The sequence below is a fragment of the Mesobacillus sp. genome (assembly GCF_047739415.1).
In the GTDB taxonomy this organism is placed as follows: domain Bacteria; phylum Bacillota; class Bacilli; order Bacillales; family Cytobacillaceae; genus Mesobacillus.
The window spans coordinates 37,342-58,582 of record NZ_JBIQOE010000218.1 but is presented as its reverse complement, the minus strand read 5'-3'; the positions used below and the strand labels follow the sequence as shown (position 1 = coordinate 58,582).

Below are 21,241 nucleotides of genomic sequence, written 5' to 3'. Positions count from 1 at the left end.
CCCGCATTTTACTGAATGCGGGTCTTTATTTGTTCTATAATATCCCAAACTGATGTCGTAATAACATAGACTTTTTCTTCATGATCTCCATGAGCGTCCTCGAGTAGAATGGCTTGTAAATTAATTCTGGCCTCTTTATTATCTTTATAGATTAGAGTAAGGGAAAGCTTATTGGTTTCTGTATTAAATACTCCTTTTTTATCAGAGTATTTAATTTCCTTTAATTGATTATCCCGGGTGATTTGTCGCATAATTTCTTTAGTTACTAACATTTTATCAGGTTCTTTACTTCTAAATAAATCCTCAGATATAGTTTGCACATAAAAACTGGAGAGAAAGATATCTATGTCGTTTGTCAGCAATCCAGCAATAAAGTATTTAGCCACATCTTTTTTTGGATCATAGTTTGATTCTTCCACGTGTGGAGGGTTAAAATAAGCAATTTCAGTATCCTTGTCTGCCCAATCTACTGTGTTTTTCACATATTCTTCGGAAGAATTGATTTCCTTCAATACCTCTTCTTTTGTCTTGTCTAAATCCATATCTTCCTGCTCCCCTTCTGGGGCAACAATTAAATAGAAGAGGAGCCCGATTAAAAACAATAGTAAAGCAATAGCCGAAATCTTTTTTTTATCCATTGCTTTTTGCTTCCTGTTCAGATGCTTCTAGTTCTTCTCTTAGGATTTTCCACTGGTTAGCGATTTTCGCCTGTTCTGTTTTAATTTCAATAAACTCCATTCGAAGTACGTCTTTTTCTATTTCCCGATCTTCTGATTTGGCCATATCAACAGCGTCCAGCAAAAGTTGATGAGATCGATTTATAAGCACGATAAGATTTTGGTGAGCTTCAAATAATTCAGGTTTGACATCGACTGATTCCACATCAGTAACAAGCTTATTTGACTTTTCGATACTTGAGGTGATAGCCTGAGCAAATTGATCCTTGCTATACTCCTGAGTATAGATTCCATCCAGGGAGTCGTTAAACGTTTTTAAAATGCTTGTCATTTCGTTAATAAACCCTTGTAATGATTTATCATAGACTTCTAAATAGGATTTATTTTCTTCAGTAACTTTTATTTTACTTTCAGCAGATGTGGTTTTTTCTTTCGAAGAACAAGCACCCAACAAGGTCATGCTCAATACCAATGTTAAGAGTACGAACCACTTTTTCATAAATAATTCCTCCTTTTTTTTGGGGGGCGTACCCCCGGTTGTTAGAATGGTATTAATAAAGCGGGGTTTAAAGCATTCCCCTTATTTGACGTCCATTGATTTCTGTGAACCTCAAAATGTAGATGGACACCAGTAGAATCACCTGTGGTACCCATATAGCCTAAAAATTGTCCCTGCTTTACAGCGGTTCCAGCGGCAACAGCTCGGTTTTGCATATGGGCATAGACTGTTTCAAAGGCTTGACCGTTTATATTGTGCTTAATATAAACCACATTCCCATACGAGGAAGAGTAATATGAGCGGTTTACAACCCCGTCTGCCGCAGCAACGATAGGTACGTTCGTCTTCCCGCCATGTCCGATGTCTATCCCGAAATGCATTCCTCCACTGCGGGAGCCGAATGGGGAGTTAACTGGACCTACAGCGGGACGCATGAATCCTCCTGGTTGCAATTGGGGAGTTTGACCTCCGCCTTCATAAGTCGCCTCGTTTTTAAACTTCTCAGCATTAGAAAGAACCTTGTTTACATACCAATCAGCATGATTGTATTGCCATACTGCACCCCGCGGATCAGATGCATAACCATTCTTGGATAAATAATAAGCGGCTGTATGTACAGCATCCTCGACATCCCACGGATCTGCTTTTCCATCACCGTTGGCATCTCTTCCATACCCTCTCCCTTGAGATATTACTGCTACACTTGTAATATCTGTACTAGACGACACTAATCCTCCACCAATGTTATATGACCAACCCACCCATGTTGCAGGCATAAATTGCATGTGGCCAACCGCTCCAACTGATGACATCATAGTAGGGTGAGTTGAAAAACCAGTTTCTACAAAGTGAATAGCAGCAAGCACATACCAATGAACTCCATATTTTTTTTCGGCAGAACGATAAAAAGGCATGAATTGAGGCGGCACCCCAGATCCTGGAATAATATTTCCATCGAAAGAAATGAAACCTAAATCGCCCCCGCCCATAGTTTTTAGCCAGTCTGTATAAGCGATGTTACCGCCTAAAAATAGATAGTTTGCCTCAATAAGCTGTTTGTCTTTTATCCCAAGAGAATATGAATTTAAGACATTATCAAAAGTAGCATAATCTGTTGTTGTAGATTTAGAAGATTCGAAGTATTGCTGACGGGTTTTTGTCACAGTTCTGACTTTAATTTTTCGGGTTTTTTCTACTTCCACATCTCTAACTTTGGTAATTTGTTTGTCGCGTGTTTGAACTACTGGAACCTTTACATATTCCACGACTGTTTCTTCCCGATATTTTGTTTCGGTTACCCAGGTGAGAATCCTTCTTCCATTCTCATCCACTGACTTTACCAATCGTCTTTCTTGATAAGGCACCTTAGTTGTTTTATAGACAGGATTTGTTTCATATACTGTGTAATTTTCTTTAACTGTTTCTGTATAGGATTGTTGAACTGTTTCCGTATACTTTTCTTCTCTATAAGTGATTTTTTCAGTGGTCTTCCATGGTGTAATTTTTGGTGTATACTTGAATGTTGTAGAGCCATTCCAGTATTCAACATGATCTAATTTTGAAACATAGTTATCGGTATGCTGGACTTTTCCTTCCTTCACAAGTTTTCCATCTTCGTAAACTAAGACTTGTTTTTCTTTCCATTCGTTGTATTTCCCGTAATCGAATCGAGGAGCTAAGGAATTAGCCATTTTACGGATGATTTCTTTTATATCATCATTTTTTTGAAATGCTTCTAGCTGTATTGTTGCTGCAATTAATTTTTCGGGTACACGGTAAGGACGTTCCAGGGAACTGTTCATGTCCACTGTGCCATTTGCTTGTTGAATAATGTACTCATGCGTGGCTTTATCATCCCCTTCCAACCCTTCTCCTGTACCAAAAAGGAAGGACCAGGACAACGAGATTACAATTAAAGCTACAATTATCAAAAGGCCAATGCCGATTACTGGTAATCCTATTGTTCCGGCTAACCATATTAGGAGTTTGGACAAGAGGGCAACGAACTTCATCGCTGCCGCCTTGATCAATTTTAGAGCAACCTTGGCTCCTTTTTTTGCTAGTTTCTTTGTTAATTTTCTCCCTTGTTGTTGAGCCTTTTTTTCTGCATAGTTCCTAATAGCGGACTTCTCTCTCTGTTCAGGTTGAGGTAGCATCTATATCACCTCAAAGGCTCTGTGAAAGATTTATTTCTAAATTTTTCATTTTGTTTCCTTGCAATACTCCGCTTATTAGGTGGAATTTTTGGAGCGAGATCTTCGGGACGCGCGGAATTATGATATTCAATTTCTTCCCCGCCAATTTCATTGCGGTGTGCTGTTGTAACAACCAGACTCTTATTACGGACTTCTGTTTTCCTGTATACAATTTCGTCAGTATTTAAGCGTGCGTCACCCGGACCATATTGAGAAATGCGATATTCTTTTCCACCTTTATTCCCAACCAAATAACTTCTATTCCGATCCACCACCATATGAATATTTGTCATTTCATTCATAGCATCTTTCAAGTAGTATTGCCCACTATCAACCTTTTGGTTGTAGCTTTGAACTTCTTGGACTACCCGCGGTGATTGAGGTGTATTTCGGTTTGCGACAAGCTTATTAGGATTCACATTTATATTTCGATTAAGCGCAACCCTGCCGCCGCCGCTATCTTCCTTATATGCATTAGAAGCAGTTATAAGTTGACCGTCTTGAATGGTTAGGTCTTGGTATACGGTTTGCCCTTTTTGCAAGCTCGAATCGCCGGAGGCTATTCGGGACACTGTTTGTACTTGACCAGCCTTATCTTTTACTTGAAGAACGGTTTGGTTGGCGGTTGTTACCATGCGAACCGCTCCATTAGCGACTATACTTTCCCCATTTGGTCCAGTAATGGTTTGGGCCATATGTGCAATTTCCGCAATTTCTGCTATTTGCTGATTCGCGGCATTATTATAAGGGTTATATTTGGCTCCAAAATTCGCTCCAGCTTTATATCCACCTACGCCACCAACGATTCCAGATGCATAGGCAGCTGAATTTTTGAAACCTGCCTGTTTTTCAACAACATTTGAAGGAACATGATTTTTAAAGTTTGATACAGCGGTTGTGCCAGCAGTTTTTAATGCTGAACCTACACCGGATACAGTACCCGTGATAACACCCTGCGACAGGTCGAAATTGGCTCCTTGTTTAAGCCCCATTGCCGCACCAATCGCACCCTGTCCGATTTTAGTATCGGATAAAAATTGTCCAACTTCTTTTACGCCAGCTGTGCCTGTGACAAATGAAGAAACACTGCCCGCAACTGCTCCACCAGCCCTTAGTACCTTATTGCCAATGACAGCATGGTCTAATGGTATATGCCGCGGCATGCTTTGAGATACCTGGCTCATATTTTGAGCATACCTCTTTGGAGCCTCTACTTGATTCCATTGCTGGGTAGCTTCATGTTCAGAGGCAAACTCTCCTGAATTAAGGCCATTTTTAATGAACTGAGCTTTACCCGCGGCGGTTTTTATACTAGCTAACTGATTAGCGAGGTATGGTGTATTTACGGATTTTCCTGAATACAAAGATGCATTTTTAACATTGGCAGTTGCAGCTTTTACGGCTGTAACTGCTTCTCTTCCTCCCGTGCCCACCACCGAACTCACTTCTTGTCCTACAGTGTTAGCGAAATCCTCTTTATTTATATAGGAAAGATTCATAGATTCAGCATTGTTAATTTTAGGTAATACAGATGAAACGGTATTGCCAATAGAATCCTTTTTACTAGAAACAGCATTCTGCCAGGCTGCTTCCTTGTTCTGGTTGTGTTTAGTAACTTCTCCTTTTGTTGCGTTGGCCGGAAGCGGATGGTTTGCATCGTAGTCTTTCATAAATTGATCTTTGTTCTTGTTTGCCCACTCATTGGTTAAATTACTAACTACAGAGGAAACCCCTTTACTTAAACTTGACGGGCTTAAAGAAGTGATATTACTAATCGCTTGTTTCTTATCTGCCACAGTTGCTTGCCAAGCGGCTTCCTTATTTTGATTGTGCTTTTGAATATCCTCTTGCGTTGCATTTGAAGGGAGCGGATTCTTAGAATCGTAATCCTTCATGAACTGGTCTTTGTTGGTCTTAGCCCAATCATTTGTAAGGTTATTGACTAACGCTGCACCGCTTTGCCCCAATTTCACAGCAGTTGCAGCAGCAGCTGTACTTATAGCTGCTCTTTTCCCTGCAACAGCCGTCTGCCAAGCGGCTTCCCGGTTTTGGTTATGTTTTAAAATGTCTCCTTCAGTTGGATTTGCTGGAAGCGGATTCTTAGTATCATAATCCTTTATGAACTGGTCTTTATTATTTTTAGCCCAATCATTTGTCAAATTATCAACGGTGGAATTAACGAGATCAGAAGCTTTAGCATGTTGTCCATTTGTTTTCTTTATTTGTCCAACCGTTGCTCTTGCTTTTTCCAGGTATTCTCCATGTTTAGCTGAAACCTCGTTGTCCCACATTTTATTTAGTGAAGATTGATGAGCATCCGGGAAACGTTCTTTTAAATCTTTCATGAAACTTTCCTGATTTTCACTAGCCCATTTCGTGGTGTCATCTTCAGCTATTGATTTGGCCAATTTCTCATCAGCTGCAGATTCAGCATTTTTGATCCCCTTGAATTTATCAACACCAGCCTTAACTCCCGCGGCTATCCTTTTGCCGCCACCCTCTGCGATTGCCATACCGGCTCGTCCTGCTACTCCGCCAACAACGCCACCGGCATTAAAACCTATAGTAGAACCTGCGATTGCCCCCATAGGGCCCATTGGGGAACCGGCAATTGCGCCTGCAGCGCCGAAAACTGCTTTACCACTCTTGGATAGAATTTCTCCAGCTTTAAGCATTCGCTCAGCGCGGGAAGTTGAACCAATATCAGTGCCTGCGTTAGAGAGTAAACCTTTTGCTCCATCTTCTTCTTCTCCGGAACCGCCTTTTCCCGATACCGCCTTAGTCGCTTTTCCAGCTACATTCCGAAGAGCTTCAGTTACAGACTTACCTCCTAAGGCTCCACGAACAGAACCGTACATACCAGCTAATGCTGCCCCACCAAACATTGCAGCCGATTTAGTTAGACGGTCATTCATTTGCCCACCAAGCCCTAGCAAGGCTCGAATTGATTCGGCAACAGGAATGAAAATAATGTAGAGAATTACTCCTTCTATTCCCGAAGTGGTTGCAGACATTAATGCAACCATCCAATATAAAGCCGCATGAACCGCCTGAACAAACACAGTACCGGTTAGTTCCTTTAACCACCCCATTGTAATCCCTTTAGTCTGAGGAATGAGATATAGGGCGAGCATAAGCGGTCCCATTATCATAAGTAGTAAAAGGGTCAGTCTTCTCATCATGTAGTAGAAGTTAGCCCAAATTGCTAATCCTAAAAGTGAAAGTTGTATGATGAGTTCACCAAGAACTCCTTTGGAAGTATCTAAGCTATCTTTCATATCAATTAACTCTTTATCAACACCTGCAAAAAGATTGACAATAGTGTAGTTTAATCCAAAGATAACGTGATACAGGGTAGATAGATTGAAAAGCAAGATTCCAACAATCAGTAAGTCTTTAAAAAATTCAATTACATAGGTACGATTTGATGGATTTATACCTGAAGATGAAATTCGCATACCCGCTATAACAATTCCGACTAAAATGGCTGTTACCGCTAAGGCAACAAAAGCATTTAGCCCAGGTGTATATATTTTTGATATTTCATCAGAAGTGAAAATGCCGTATGCAAGGTTCGTATCACCATCCTTTCCATAGATTAATTCTTTAAAGCCTCTTAAGTCTTTAAATGGACCTAGAAGCCATTCCCAAATCTTCCCGAACAGAGCCTGGAATAAGTCCATTATTTTGTCGTTTAACAACAAAAGCCCACCCTTCTATCAATGCTGCATAAGTTGTTTCTGCCGCATTTTCTCTTCATATACAGCCTGGTTCGATTCAATAAAGAATAATTCTTCATCACTCGGATTGGTTTGAAGCCAAACAGAGCTTTTACCAATCCGGAGGATTCCCTCACCCTTATCAGGCATTCCAAACAAAATATCAATTTCACCGGCACTAAGATCGAAGTTTTCTTTGATGGCTTTTAAATCGATCTTATTCTGTTGAAGGAATAAATAAGAGTGAGTGTTCTGTAAAATTCCTCGAGCCTTATCGTTAGTTACAAATCGAACAAAGTCTTGAGAAGCCAGTCGTAAACCAGCATTCCGTTTGCGTGCACGTCTTGCCATCTTTTCTAAGAAGCTTACAGTTTGATCACTGTCTACCAGGGTCCAAGCTTCATCAGCGTATACAAATTTCTTTTTGGTCGCATTATCGAGGTTTTTAACAAAATGCTCCCATAAATAGTTGAGAATAACGTGATAAGCAATTGGCCGCAAAAACCCTTCTTCCATTTGACTGATGTTAAAATTTACAAGACGAGCATCTTCCAAAGATTGTGTAACACCCTTACCTAAATATGTTTGGCCATCAAAAATAGGTTTTGAGCCATCTCTTAGGAAAGGACGGATAGCTGCAATTAAACGGAGTGCCTTTGGTTCTTTTTCATAGTGCGTTTTTAAATACTCAAAGATATCGGAGATAGTGGGCTCTGGCTTCCTCACTCTGGATTGGATTAATTGGTTGTCAATTTGAACAACCTTATTTTCAAATAAAGATTCAGGATGGGAAGTTAGCGCAAGCTTTTCATTAAAAATAAACTGTACCGCTTCTTCTAAGAAGTTTCGTTCAAAAACATCAAGCCCGCGATCTTCGGCATTTTTTCCGCGACAGATTATGTCAAAGAAATCTAAAATGTCATTCATTTTTTCACGGAGCGGAACAAAGCGAATATATTTCTTTCCTTCTTTTTCAACGATTTCTTTTTCATCCGAATCTTCCAGTTGTTCCAATTCTTCATCATTCTCATCAAGAGGAATGTCTGTGTAATTGATGGCAAGAGGATTAATGCAAATGTCTTCCTCTTCACTGATATTTAAGTTGATGCCGCCAAGGCGCTTAGTGATCCTAACAAATTCACCTTCTGGATCTATTAATCTAGAGTAAATATTTGCCCCTGTAAGCTCCCGGGCTATTAGAAGTTTAAGAGTTACGGACTTACCGCTACCTGAAATACCGACAACGAACATATTGTAGTTTTGCGGTCTGTATTCTTCATTGCCGAATGAATTGATAAATTCAAGCTGGCCAGTAATTTTATTAACACCGAGAGGGACACCACCCATATATTTACCGCTGCCGCTGATGAAAGGCGAGAAAGTAGAAAGGGCTCGTCGGTCAATATTTCTAAGGGAATCAGTGATTTCGTTCTTACCGAAAGGTAGGACGCTGCGGAAGCCTTTTTTTACTCTTCCCCATGTAGAGGTTAGCGAGAAAAACATACTCGTCATTTCATCCTCTAATGCTTCGCTGTACCGATTCAATTCCTTTTCGCTTTGACCATAAAGAACGGCTAGCGTTCCTACGTTATACATATCATTTTCAGAAAACTGAATTTCAGACATTAATTGATCGGTATCTCTAATTTTGCTTGTCAAATCATTTATTTGGTCGATATTTCCACGTTTGGTCTGGAAGGTTAGATTTGATTCAAGCATAGTTATTTGCCTTTGCAAGGTTCGTACTGCATCGGATTTCCCCACTTTATGAACATCAACGAAAACATCTACTTCCCCGCTTGATGTTATATTGTAGAGCCAGTTTGTTACTGTCTTTCGTGGATAACCATCTCTGGGTATGTAAACCGGTCTGAAATATGTTTTGGTTCCAAGCGATTGCTTGATGATACCAAAGTCTTCGGAATCGATTTTCAGGCCTTCTGGCGAGATTATTTCCCACATATTAGGTTTTGTATCTAATTGATAATCAGGATCTTCAGTATTATTATTACGAACTGTCGATTTTGACTTTTTGACATTTTTAGCTGGCTCTTTCTTGCTGGGTTGTTTCTTGTCGGTTTTCTTGAATTTCATTTTCTTCAATAGCCTCCTTGACTGCTTCAATTCTTTCGTCGGATTGATCAGCTGTGACATAGAGTGAATTTTTTTCTTGTTCCACCATATCTTTAAATCGTTGCTTCACTGCTTTACGTCTATTGAAAGTGTGATAGAGCAAATCATAAATACCTTCGGTAGGAAGAAGTGTTACATTGATTTCCGCTTTCCTTAATTGAGCTTTTGCGGAGTTTAAGCGTCTCATTAATTCTGCAAAAGCCTTTTCGATTATTTTTTCTTCTAATTCTTCTTTTGAATCTGCATTAATTTCGCCAATATTTACTTTATGTGTGAAAATCAGATATCTTTTTGTTTCGTATCTAGGAGAACTGGTTTGCCACTTGACCAGGTCTTCAATCATTGACTGACCAAAACTAAGAGCTGCTTCATTCAGGTCCTCCGAATCTTTCATGCTTTTGGTCATATTCTCAATAGGTTCTGAAATATCAATGAATCTATTTTGAAGATAAAACCCAACATGATAATTCAGTGAAGCAAGCCAGCTTTCGAACACTGTGTCAATCGCTTCTTGTTCACTTTGACTTTTTAGGAAGTAGTTCACCGGCTCAACTTCACCAATGAGGGTGAAAGAGTTATCGTTGAAGCGAATCATATGGTTAGATATATCTTTTACATCTTTAAACAAATCTTCAAATAATTGGGCTTCTTGTTCCATTTGAACTTCATGTTTTTTCTTCTTGCTTTTCCGCTTTACGTTCGTATTCGTATCACTAGATGTGTCTTTTTCTTTCCAGGGTAAAATCGGTTCCTTTGTCATTACTTTAAAAAACACATATAACGCGATACCGAAAATTCCCATGATAAGAAGGTCTTTCATTATTTGTTCACCATCCAATCCTTGGGTGTAGTCCCTTTTCTCCAAATGCCAATTTGATTTTTATATCCTAATTTGATTAATAGATATTGATCATAATTCAAATGGTATTTGTTCTTTTTTATAAACCCTAGTACCAGAACGGCACCTAGAGTTGGTAAAGCAGATACAAAGCTGAAAATTAATCCTAAAACAATATTGGGAAATAAATTGAAGACGACAGGAATGTATGCGTAGAGGAGGGATCCCCCGGCAATTAAGTAAATCATTTGTCGTTTTGAAAGAACGCCGAGAATGGTTTTTTGCTCGGAGGCCATATCGATCGGCACGGTTACTTTTCTCATTAAAACCACTCCTTTTTCGAACCTTAAAACATAACCCCTCTAAAAATTAAATTAGAGGGGTGTTATGTAAGGGGAATTTTCAGCTTTTTAAAAGATGATATTGGATTAGCTTCCGAAACCTGCTACCCAACCTGCAATATCATATGCCTTAACAATAATAAATAAGCCGAGTGCGCTCATCGCTAGACCGACAAACCCTTGAGTCCTTGCTTGAGGATTCCCTTGAGCAGCAGCTAGTTTCATACCGGCAAACAGTAAGCATAGCAGTACCCAGAAACCACCAACAGCCATAACTAGGTAAACAATCGTGTCTAAATCTTTATAAATAGTGCTGTTTTTGATATCCCCTGAAGGAGTGATACCGGCTTTTTTCCAAGCAGCAGCTGCTTCCTCTGGGGAGAAGACCATAAACACAAATGCGAAAACCGCCGCCATAGTGACGAAAGAAATGATTTTTTTAGAATTTAGCTTTTTCATGTATTCACCTCCTTTTAATGCAACACAAAAAGCCCCGAAGAACTGTATGAATCACGATAAATAGTGTTTCATACAGTTTCCTCGGGGCCGTCCCGTTACTATTAATTTGTATGTCTTTATATTAATGGAATCCTCCTATGTGGTCAATACTTAATGGAAAAATTTCTACTCTCAGAAAAATGGGATGTAAAGTTTTTGAATGGTTAATTTGCTTTACGTAAATATAATTCAACGGATTTTTGCACATTTTTCCAAGAACCAAAGTAGATAATATAGGTTCTATAGGTTGGAAGATTTCTTGAAGCAGCGCATCCTCTCCAACGCTTGGAACTTGATAAAAGATCTAGATTTTGAGCAGCAAGTTTAATCAGGTCGTTTTTTGTGTATTTCTTGGTTCGCTCTATAACTGGATTGATTCCAACAGCTCTCAAAGATAGGCCCCAAGAACCAAAGTGTTTAGTGTATGTCGAACTGCAGGGCAATTTATGAAGCTTAGAGTATTCATCCCATTGTGTTTTGTTTACAAAGGAAGATTTATGCTTTTTTGCAATGGTAATTAATTCTTCCTTCGAATACATCTTGTCAGGTGTATGTGGAGTTGGCATTCCTTTGTCACTTGATAAACCTGCTGATAACAAGGCAGCTTTCCAAGAACCAAATCTTCCGACGATTGTTTCAAATGATGGAAGGCCCTTTTCTTGTGCGTATGCCTGCCAAAGAGTAGACTTCACAGCAATTTCTTCATTTTGTTGCAATGCCTCTATTATTTGGTTTTCAGAATATTTATACTCTATTTTTGTTGGATTAGAGATGGGGGAACCAATTAATTTTTTGGCATTATTCCACGAGCCAAAGTACCGCTTATAACAACCTACACTTGGCAGGCTATATTCTTTAGCGTATTCATTCCATTTGGAAGCAGACGTAAAAAATTCACGATTTTCTTGAGCAAATTCTAATAGGGGTTCCGTCAGGAAAATGCGGATTTACAACGTTAAACTATTTTTTGTATACAAAAACTCTGCTTCTTCAACGCTAAGCAGAAGAAGCAGGGTGAGGGCAATAATTTCCCTTACCAGAATCACGAGGTGGATTCCCCATATTCATGTAATTTATATCTTCCAGGGTAAACAATATTCACCTCAACCTTTACATGACGCAGGGAATCTTGGTTTAAAACGAGTTGCTGTTTTCCTGTGGCAATGCTCTTCCATTGATGTGGGTGTTTGCGATACAAAGATTCGCCCAAATCGTAAATATCTATTTCATTTTTAAAAGCAGTTTGATACGTTTTACGAATTTGTTCCTCTATTTTTTCCTGAGCCATTTGTGTGAGTTCCTTTTCGGTAAGGTCCGTATGCAATTCATTGATTTCTGCCTTCACTTTTACTGAAATATCGAAATACGCCTTGTTCAATTTCACAATAGGAGTCACTTCATATTTGGGTTTTTCTATGACAAGAACAGCCGCAAGCTTCTCTTTGGTAAATAAATCAAGAGGTACTCGGATCGTGTGAGTACTTAGCCAAGGCAATCCGGACAAATCCTTAAGATCCATTCGTCCATAATAATTGTTTAGATCATATACTTGTACGCCTGAATATCTAAGCAGCTCTTTTGGTTTTTGACTTTCCTGCCATTGACCTTTACGAAGCGATAATTCCGGTATATAACTGGTTCTTGCCTTTTCGTTTGAGTCCAGTAAAAATTGTTGCAAGCGGACCGGAGCAAGGATAGAAAGCTGTCTGAAATTTTGCTCGGGATTGTGAAGAATGGATGCCTTTGGCGATAATCTAAAAAATGGGGTTGCCAGCAAGATTTCTTCAGGAGGCTCTCTCGTGCTAAACACCCAGGTCAACTCCCTTATTTCACGATAACGGTTGATCAATTCCAGCACTTCTCCGACTTTGTTTTCCTTCATCAATCTCTCGCTGAACAAGATGGCTGAGACTTGTCCCCAGTATAAGCGCTGTTGTGATGTACTGTACATATCATTTGCCGCCTCCGTAAACGAGGAACCTTCGCCTTTGCCAATCCAAACTGGGGGTTGCTCCGCTTTTTGCTGTCCCTCCAGCTTGGCCACTGTCGAGAAATCAAGCAATTGCACATATAAGGTGTATTGGCCATCTACATAGTCTATTCCAACAGCCGTAGCATAGTTTGTGTTTTGCACTTCATTTTTGCCCCAGCAACCGGTAAGGGTGAGAAGAAGGAAAAATGCAACGATACTTTTATATCTCCTCATTTTTACCTGTCCCTCTTCCTTGTAGAATCTTGTGTCTTCAACATGTCCGGTCGAGTGTTTCGCCATTGCCAAGGTAATCGGAACAAAGCGTTGAAAAAGTCTTTAAATGGAGGTGATATTGGGGCTAAGTAAGGCAAGCCGCATGAACGCAAAGAGGCTAAATGGCTGAGTAAAATAAATATTCCAAGGAAGAAGCCATAAATGCCAAGCATGGCAGACAGAATGAAATGAAAAAAGCGTAAGATACTAATTGTTCCAGCCAATGATAGGCTCGATAAAGTTGAACCAAAGATGTGTGTAATTGCTCCGATGACAACGGTACCTGGGGATAAGAATCCAGCACGAATGGCCGCATCCCCGAGGATAAGTCCGCCTACAACCGTTATCGTGGAGCCGACCGCAGTAGGCAATCGGATACCAGATTCCCGCAGGATTTCTAAAAAGATAAGTACAATAATCATTTCAGTTGCCGAATCAAAAGGGATTCCCAACCGGTTAATCCCCAAAGTGGCAAGCAGATAATAGGGCAGCTGATCTTGATGATAGGAAAGAATGGCAACAAAAAATGCAGGAAGCAGTAGCGATACGGACAAACCAAGTAAACGAAGCGTTTGACCAAATGTAGCTGACAAAGCAGTAAAGTGGATATCTTCGGGTGCTTTCACAAGCAAAAATAAATTGGCAGGCGCAATCAACGCAGCTGGTGTACCATCCACAATCAACGCTACACGGCCATTTAGCATACAGTTAGCGGTAAAGTCTGGTCTGCCTGTATACCCCATCAAAGGAAACAATGCTTTTGTCGGTTCCATTAATTCTTCTAGCTGAGTGGCGCTAAACGCTCCGTCAATGTGAAGATCATCTAATTTATTCTTTACATCTTGAACAATCTTAGGATCAACAATGTCACGCATGTAAAGAATTGCAACGGTTGTTTTCGTGCGAACGCCTACTTTTTTCGTTTCATAAACCATGCTGGTTGATTTGATTCGTTTCCGAATTAACGCCACATTGACTCCCACTTCTTCCACAAATCCATCCTTTGGCCCCCGTACCGAGACCTCAATACTGGATTCTTCCGGATTTCGCGCCGGTTTTTTTGAGATATCGAGGGAGAACAAGGAACGTAGGGTCGGAATAAACAAAAGCAGTTTGCCTTCAAAAATATCCGTTTCGGCCGTTTGCTCCCACTCCTCAAGAGTAACGAACTCTAATTGTAGTTGGCTCGACTCGACTATTTCCTCCTGATGGTGAAAACCATTGTTTTCATAAAATCGGGTCAAATGAGGAAGCACAGTTTCATGAATGAATGTTTGGTTGTCACTTAACCCCTCACAATAAAGCAATAGGATTCTCGATTGTTCATCATCAGGGTTTAATTTGTAAACATGGCGCTTAACATCTTGACACATTTTAAAGTGTTGGATGAGTGATTGTTCATTAAGCGGTTGCAAGACTGTTGCCTCTGTATTAGGCGATGGCCTCTTGCTTTCTGCCCCCTGATTTCCAAATATTCTTTTCATTCGTCGGAATAGTTTATTCATCCTAGCTAGTCACTCCTTTTGGCGAATTCTTGAGATGATCATTCGACCAACATACAGGATCAAGGTCCCTACTGTAAAGATACAAAATGAAGGAAAATAAAACCTTCCTAACAAGTCTAGAAAAGCCATGTCGCTCATCGGCAGCAAAATGGCAACAAGCATGGCCAATGCGCCAAATAACACGGGTAACCAACTGCGTTTTTGTAAATTCCACAATTCTCCCAAGAGATAGATAGAAAGGGACACACGAATGAATGTACCGGATAGCCACTGGTAAATCGAAAAAAAATCGACATGCTCCACATATTCTCCCAGTCTAACGATTCTCCATTGAGCGTAAGCTGGGTATCTCTGGTTAGCCGCTTCATCAGGGCCAAATATCGCAATCGATCCCATCAATGGTCCTAACGTAAGTCCTGTAAGGATGAAGCACATCAACATCAAGCTTTTAAATCCTGGTTTTTTTGTTAATTTGTGCTGAATCAGCAACATCAAGAAAGACAACTCCAGCAATCCCCCGGCAACGTAAGGAACACCTTTCCATAATGGAGCTGTCCCGTTTTCTAACAAAGGAAAAAGCAGGGTATAATCTTTAAACTGAAAATTGGCAATCGCCACAAGATGACCTAGAATAACAACAAATGGCAACAATATTCCGCTCACAATTGCAATTGTACGGAGTCCTTGAAAAGCAGCAAAGAAGCATGCAACAAGTGTGGTTCCCGCAAGAACTAGTATCGGTGTTTGCGGCAAGTAAGATGCGATTGTCCATGTTAGAGTATCTTTTAAGGAAATAAAGCCCATGAGCCATAATAACAAACTATAAATAATCACTAAGATTGCAGATAAAAACTTTCCAAAGTGCTGATCTAGCCACTTTTTCATGTGTTGATTGTTCATGTTTTGAATGATGTAGTTCAAGCAACCAATCCAAACAGGTGAAGCGACAAAAACAAGAAGCACTACGAGCCAGGCATCTCGCTTTGATGCTTCGAGTAGTAAAGGGATAATAATCACGTGGTTCATTAATCCAACCGAAAGCATAATAATCATGTATGACTGAATAGGAGTAATCTTAGGCAAAAACTCACCTCAAATCCAACAATTGGAAATAGAAACATCATGAGCTATAATTCCCTCAACAACTTCGTTCTATTCATCTGATATTAAGCTAGTCCTGGCTTATATCGGCCGGACCAACTTAGAGCAAGAAAAAAATGCTAAGCCCGTCACATCAAAGGCTTAGCGTATATTTTGTTCATCCAGCCTAGTTATCCATTTTGATAAAACTTTAACGTGCTTGCAGTCAAGCAACCGTTATCCCAACGAAACTACACATTTTCAATAATAATCCTTTGTGCTGTTCTCAGGTTGCGTTGTACAGTTCTCAACACATTTTCTTCTTCTGCGTAAGCACCTACTTGCACACCGTCAACAATTACACGTTTAATAGCCATATTGCTTTTCAGATTAGTCGATTTTCTCTTCAAATTAAACGCGCGTGCTAACCCATTAACATGCCCTTGGACAACCGCTTGCCGCCAATTCGGGTCTCTTAATTTTTGGGCATCGCTTGCATGATCAATAAATCCGTTCTCCGTTAATAAAGCGGGCATTCTGGTTTCTCGCAGTACATGGAAATTGGCCTTTTTTTTGCCACGGTTATGCAAGTTATTTACTTTGACAATTTCTAATGTCCCGAATGAACGCTGTTCTCGATGAATCAGACAAACTGTTATGAATATAATCTTCATACCCATGAGCTGAACCGTTAAATGCATTAACGTGGATGGATAGAAAATAATCTGCACCCCAAGCATTCGCATCATCTGTACGTTCTTTTAAGCTGCGCGTAATATCTGCTGTTCTACTCATTTTAATTTGCAGGCCTTCATAATGGTTTTCCGAGAGATTTCGAATGCTATGGGAAATATTTAAGGTAATTTCTTTTTCCTGCATCCCATTGCCAATAGCTCCTGGGTCCACTCCCCTGTGACCAGGATCTAAATATAATTTAAACATTTTACACCACCTCGTACAAATGCAATATGATCGAAGAGTAACGGAGGTATAGGAATTCTTCTGAGGTACATATAAAAATAGGTGATGATAGGCATTACATTTCATTGAATCAGATGATTTATTTTAAAGCTAAGAAATTTTCCAAATGCGAGACCATATGTATGAGCAGCAGGAATTAATGTTCCATATTTTTCGTGGGTCAGGCAAACTCTTGTTCATCTAGACAGTAGGCTGATTGATTATTGATGCTTCTTTCTTAACAAAACACCTAAGTGATTCTCTGTGCATATACTGTATCATTACTACAGGATTATGATTAAATACAACTCAATCCATACATAAAATAATCAAGGAGAGGTTAATTTTGAAAATTCCAAAGACAGCCAAAGTTAGTATCCCCTTTCCATCCGTATGGGGGATTGATGCTTCTATTGCGGGGAGATCCATTATTAGAGGTATACTTACCATTGATTCCATTGTAGACAACAAAGTAGTAGGTACAGTTAATTTTCGTGGTATACCTATTCCGATTAATGGGTATTGGGACGAAAGCGCTAAACAAATAAGTTTCGATTCACCATATGCCTCCTTTTTTGGCAACTTGACAATATTTGATGAGACCGCTATAAGCATTCGGCATTTCGTTTTAAGTGGACGGTTTATAATGAAACCTCCCTCTTTGCTGGCTGGTGAATATGGAAATTGGATTGCTACAACCTTTACACCCCGTTTGGGACCTCCCATATATACTAATGTTTTACCACCTGCTGGTGCCTTTTCAGTCTCAAGTATGCTCTTGGGACAGCAATTGTTTTAATTAGACCATGACTTTATAAAAACAACCTTCGTTTGTGATTGACTAAGGTTGTTTTTTATAAAGTGTTCTCGGAAAATACAGCCTTGCTTTAAATCTGAGTTTAGCGTATATCTCCGTTAAAATGTACTCGGAACCCTTTGATGATCGTGCCTAGTTAGATAAACAAATATTGATACTTCCTTATAGAAATAGCCTGCTTGGTTAGGTACGTTGTTTCACAATCCCCGGAAATTTTTAATATAAGTAATGAATGCTTATTTTTTTCCTTCCGATAGCTTTCTATATAAAGAAGCTCTAGATACATTTGTAATTTCACAAATTTGATTTACAGTCATATTTCCTTCTTTATATAGCTTTACTGCATAATTCATTCCTGCGTGATTTTTATGATATTTCTTTAACCGTCCTTTAAACTTCCCTTCTTTCTTTGCGAGCTCAATTCCTTCACGCTGACGCATACGAATAAGGTCTCGCTCTAATTGGTTAACACCAGCCATTACCGTAATTAAGAATTGGCTATATGGATTATCTTCTGATAAATCTAGCCATGTATCCTTAAGTGATTTTAAGCTTGCCTTTTTATTTCGTATTAAATCAATCAATTCAAATAAATCTTGCGTACTTCGAGTGATCCGAGTTAAATCTGTAACATAAATAATGTCACCTTCCTGTAAATCCTCTAACATTTTTTGAAGTTGTTCACGATCTTTTGTGGCTCCTGAAGTTTTTTCTTCATAAATAATATCCATTCCAATTTCGTTCAATTGCCGAAATTGTCTTGAAGGATTTTGGCTAGTCGAACTGACGCGTACATAACCGATTTTCTGCAAAATTTCACCTCGTTATTGAGACAAGTCTTATGAGACACTCTTAACTATGATTTTATCAGTCTACTATACTTGTATCAATAGAGTACACTCTATTGATATATAATTGAAGTAATAAATTGAGAAATTATAGAAATGGGATGATGCTGAATGAAAATTGCGAGAGGTAGGGAATTGCTTACACCCGAACAGAGAGAGGCTCTTATGCAAATTCCAGAAGATGACTGGGTGCTAGGAACCTACTACACTTTTTCCAAACGAGATTTAGAAATTATAAATAAACGAAGAAGAGAAGAAAACCGGTTAGGGTTCGCCGTTCAATTAGCCGTTCTTCGGTACCCTGGTTGGCCGTACACTCATATCAAAAGCATCCCAGATTCGCTCATACATTATATATCAAAACAAATCGGTGCTAGTCCATCTTCACTTAGTCTTTATCCTCAAAGAGAAAATACACTTTGGGATCATTTGAAAGAAATTCGAAGTGAATACGATTTTGTAACTTTTACCCTAAAAGAATATCGAATGACCTTTAAGCATCTTCATCAATTAGCTTTGGAAAATGGTGATGCCATTCATCTACTACATGAATGTATCGACCTCCTAAGAAAAAACAAAATCATACTACCTGCTATCACTACACTTGAGAGAATGGTGTGGGAGGCAAGAGCAATGGCCGAAAAGAAGCTATTTAATACGGTTAGTCAGTCCCTAACAAATGAGCAAAAAGTAAAACTTGAAGAGATCATTACTTCGCAGCATCCATCCGAATCCAATAAAACGTTATTGGGTTGGTTAAAGGAACCACCGGGTCATCCTTCACCCGAAACATTTCTGAAAGTAATAGAACGACTCGAATACATTCGGGGAATAGAATTAGAGACGGTAAAAATTAGCCATTTGCATCGCAACCGCCTATTACAGCTATCTCGCTTAGGTTCAAGATACGAGCCGTATGCATTCCGTGACTTTCAAGAAAATAAACGTTATTCGATATTAACCGTCTATTTATTACAACTTACTCAGGAGCTAACAGATAATGCGTTTGAAATTCATGATAGGCAAATACTTAGTTTGTTATCAAAAGGTCGTAAGGCTCAAGAGGAAATCCAGAAACAAAACGGTAAAAAACTAAATGAGAAAGTTATACACTTTACGAACATCGGACAAGCATTAATTAAAGCAAGAGAGGAAAAATTAGACGTTTTTAAGGTTTTAGAATCGATTATTGAATGGGATACCTTTGTCTCTTCAGTAGAAGATGCTCAAAAGCTTGCCCGTCCTGCCGACTATGATTATTTGGACTTACTGCAAAAACGGTTTTATTCACTAAGAAAATATACGCCAACGCTATTAAGAGTATTGGAATTCCATTCTACAAAGGCAAATGAGCCACTTTTACAGGCTGTTGAGATTATTCGAGGAATGAACGAATCCGGAAAGCGAAAAGTGCCTGATGACTCACCTGTGGATTTTATTTCAAAACGATGGAAAAAGCATTTATACGAGGATGATGGTACAACAATTAATCGTCATTACTATGAAATGGCTGTTTTAACAGAACTTCGGGAGCATGTTCGGGCAGGAGATGTTTCTATTGTTGGCAGCAGACAATATAGGGATTTTGAGGAATATTTGTTTTCGGAAGATATATGGAATCAATCGAAGGGGAATACGAGATTATCAGTTAGTTTATCATTCAAAGATTATATAACAAAGAGAACCAGTAGCCTTAATGAAAAGTTAAAATGGTTAGCTGCCAATTCCAACAAGTTAGATGGGGTTTCTCTTGAAAAAGGAAAACTGTCACTTGCACGCTTAGAAAAAGATGTTCCAGAAGAAGCAAAAAAATTTAGCGCAAGCCTTTATCAAATGCTACCAAGAATAAAATTAACTGATTTACTTATGGATGTTGCTCATATAACAGGATTTCATGAGCAATTCACTCATGCTTCCAATAATCGAAAACCAGATAAGGAGGAAACAATCATTATCATGGCTGCCCTTTTAGGAATGGGAATGAATATTGGCTTAAGCAAGATGGCCGAAGCCACACCCGGACTTACATATAAGCAACTAGCCAATGTATCTCAATGGCGTCTGTATGAAGATGCAATGAATAAGGCACAAGCCATATTAGTAAATTTCCATAAATTACAATTGTCACCATGAGACGGATCTAAATATAGAAGAGCATTATACAGACACAGCTGGTTACACAGACCAAATATTTGGGCTTACTCATTTATTAGGATTTAAATTTGCTCCAAGAATAAGAGATTTATCAGATTCAAAATTATTTACAATAGATAAAGCAAGTGAATATCCAAAATTAGAAGCCATTTTACGTGGACAAATAAATACAAAGGTCATTAAAGAAAATTATGAAGATGTTTTGCGATTAGCTCATTCTATAAAGGAAGGAACAGTTTCAACATCCCTTATTATGGGGAAACTAGGTTCCTATTCAAGACAAAACAGCTTAGCTACCACCTTACGTGAGATGGGCCGAATAGAAAAAACGATCTTTATTTTGAATTATATATCGGATGAATCATTAAGAAGAAAAATACAACGAGGATTGAATAAAGGAGAAGCCATGAATGGATTGGCAAGGGCTATTTTCTTTGGAAAACAAGGTGAGCTTAGGGAACGAACCATACAGCATCAATTGCAAAGGGCCAGTGCCTTAAATATAATCATTAATGCGGTATCTGGAATACCTTACATCTAACAAAAGCAGTCGAATATCAAAAACAGTCTCGTAGTTTTAATGAAGAATTATTGCACCATATGTCGCCTCTAGGTTGGGAACATATTAATTTACTAGGAGAATATCACTTTAATCCGGAGAAGGTAATCTCTATAGGCTCTTTAAGACCACTAAAACTTTCTTAACGTTGTTAAAAAAGGGGGAACCGTCTC

Annotated in this window: 14 protein-coding genes and 2 pseudogenes; 2 read left to right on the top strand and 14 right to left on the bottom strand. The window is 39.1% G+C overall.

The window, feature by feature from the left end:
- Positions 1–8 precede the first annotated feature (8 nt).
- The 13 genes and pseudogenes from ACH0QE_RS17600 to ACH0QE_RS17540 all read right to left on the bottom strand — a co-directional run bounded on the left by ACH0QE_RS17600 (position 9) and on the right by ACH0QE_RS17540 (position 16,672).
- Positions 9–638, bottom strand: coding sequence for a hypothetical protein (locus tag ACH0QE_RS17600; protein WP_415781340.1), 630 nt, complete (start codon positions 636–638; stop codon positions 9–11).
- Positions 631–1,176, bottom strand: a complete 546-nt coding sequence (locus tag ACH0QE_RS17595; RefSeq protein WP_415781339.1) for a hypothetical protein — start codon at positions 1,174–1,176, stop codon at positions 631–633. The genes ACH0QE_RS17600 and ACH0QE_RS17595 overlap by 8 nt, the downstream gene beginning before the upstream one ends.
- Before the next feature lie 41 nt (positions 1,177–1,217).
- Positions 1,218–3,332, bottom strand: a complete 2,115-nt coding sequence (locus tag ACH0QE_RS17590; protein ID WP_415781338.1) for a peptidoglycan DD-metalloendopeptidase family protein — start codon at positions 3,330–3,332, stop codon at positions 1,218–1,220.
- 5 nt (positions 3,333–3,337) lie between these two features.
- On the bottom strand, positions 3,338–7,072 hold the full coding sequence (locus ACH0QE_RS17585) for a hypothetical protein (RefSeq protein WP_415781337.1): 3,735 nt from the start codon (positions 7,070–7,072) through the stop codon (positions 3,338–3,340).
- A gap of 18 nt (positions 7,073–7,090) precedes the next feature.
- Entirely contained in the window at positions 7,091–9,184 is a 2,094-nt protein-coding gene (locus ACH0QE_RS17580; protein WP_415781336.1) for a VirB4 family type IV secretion system protein, read from the bottom strand.
- Positions 9,132–10,061: a hypothetical protein gene (locus ACH0QE_RS17575; RefSeq protein WP_415801824.1), complete on the bottom strand. Its 930-nt coding sequence runs from the start codon at positions 10,059–10,061 to the stop codon at positions 9,132–9,134. Before ACH0QE_RS17575 ends, ACH0QE_RS17580 begins: the two co-directional genes overlap by 53 nt.
- Positions 10,043–10,384, bottom strand: coding sequence for a PrgI family mobile element protein (locus tag ACH0QE_RS17570; protein WP_415781334.1), 342 nt, complete (start codon positions 10,382–10,384; stop codon positions 10,043–10,045). Before ACH0QE_RS17570 ends, ACH0QE_RS17575 begins: the two co-directional genes overlap by 19 nt.
- Positions 10,385–10,489: 105 nt before the next feature.
- Positions 10,490–10,861 (bottom strand): hypothetical protein, encoded by a 372-nt coding sequence (locus ACH0QE_RS17565; RefSeq protein ID WP_415781333.1) that lies wholly within the window; start codon positions 10,859–10,861, stop codon positions 10,490–10,492.
- A gap of 203 nt (positions 10,862–11,064) precedes the next feature.
- Positions 11,065–11,616, bottom strand: a complete 552-nt coding sequence (locus ACH0QE_RS17560; protein ID WP_415781331.1) for a hypothetical protein — start codon at positions 11,614–11,616, stop codon at positions 11,065–11,067.
- Between the two features lie 326 nt (positions 11,617–11,942).
- A complete protein-coding gene (locus ACH0QE_RS17555; RefSeq protein ID WP_415781330.1) occupies positions 11,943–13,106 on the bottom strand; it encodes a Ger(x)C family spore germination protein in 1,164 nt (387 codons plus the stop codon).
- 2 nt (positions 13,107–13,108) lie between these two features.
- Complete coding sequence (locus tag ACH0QE_RS17550) at positions 13,109–14,650, bottom strand: spore germination protein (protein ID WP_415781329.1); 1,542 nt, start codon at positions 14,648–14,650, stop codon at positions 13,109–13,111.
- Positions 14,651–14,659: 9 nt separating this feature from the next.
- Positions 14,660–15,733: a GerAB/ArcD/ProY family transporter gene (locus ACH0QE_RS17545; RefSeq protein ID WP_083717703.1), complete on the bottom strand. Its 1,074-nt coding sequence runs from the start codon at positions 15,731–15,733 to the stop codon at positions 14,660–14,662.
- A 248-nt stretch (positions 15,734–15,981) separates the two neighbouring features.
- Positions 15,982–16,672: pseudogene (locus ACH0QE_RS17540) on the bottom strand (N-acetylmuramoyl-L-alanine amidase family protein).
- A 364-nt stretch (positions 16,673–17,036) separates the two neighbouring features.
- On the opposite strand from ACH0QE_RS17540, the gene ACH0QE_RS17535 reads away from it, so the two are divergent.
- Positions 17,037–17,489, top strand: coding sequence for a hypothetical protein (locus tag ACH0QE_RS17535; protein WP_000701227.1), 453 nt, complete (start codon positions 17,037–17,039; stop codon positions 17,487–17,489).
- Between the two features lie 254 nt (positions 17,490–17,743).
- Here the strand turns inward: ACH0QE_RS17535 and ACH0QE_RS17530 are convergent, their stop codons facing one another.
- Positions 17,744–18,319, bottom strand: coding sequence for a recombinase family protein (locus ACH0QE_RS17530; protein WP_063385374.1), 576 nt, complete (start codon positions 18,317–18,319; stop codon positions 17,744–17,746).
- 147 nt (positions 18,320–18,466) lie between these two features.
- Between ACH0QE_RS17530 and ACH0QE_RS17525 the strand changes: the two are divergent.
- Positions 18,467–21,214, top strand: a pseudogene (locus ACH0QE_RS17525) (Tn3 family transposase).
- Positions 21,215–21,241: the final 27 nt, after the last annotated feature.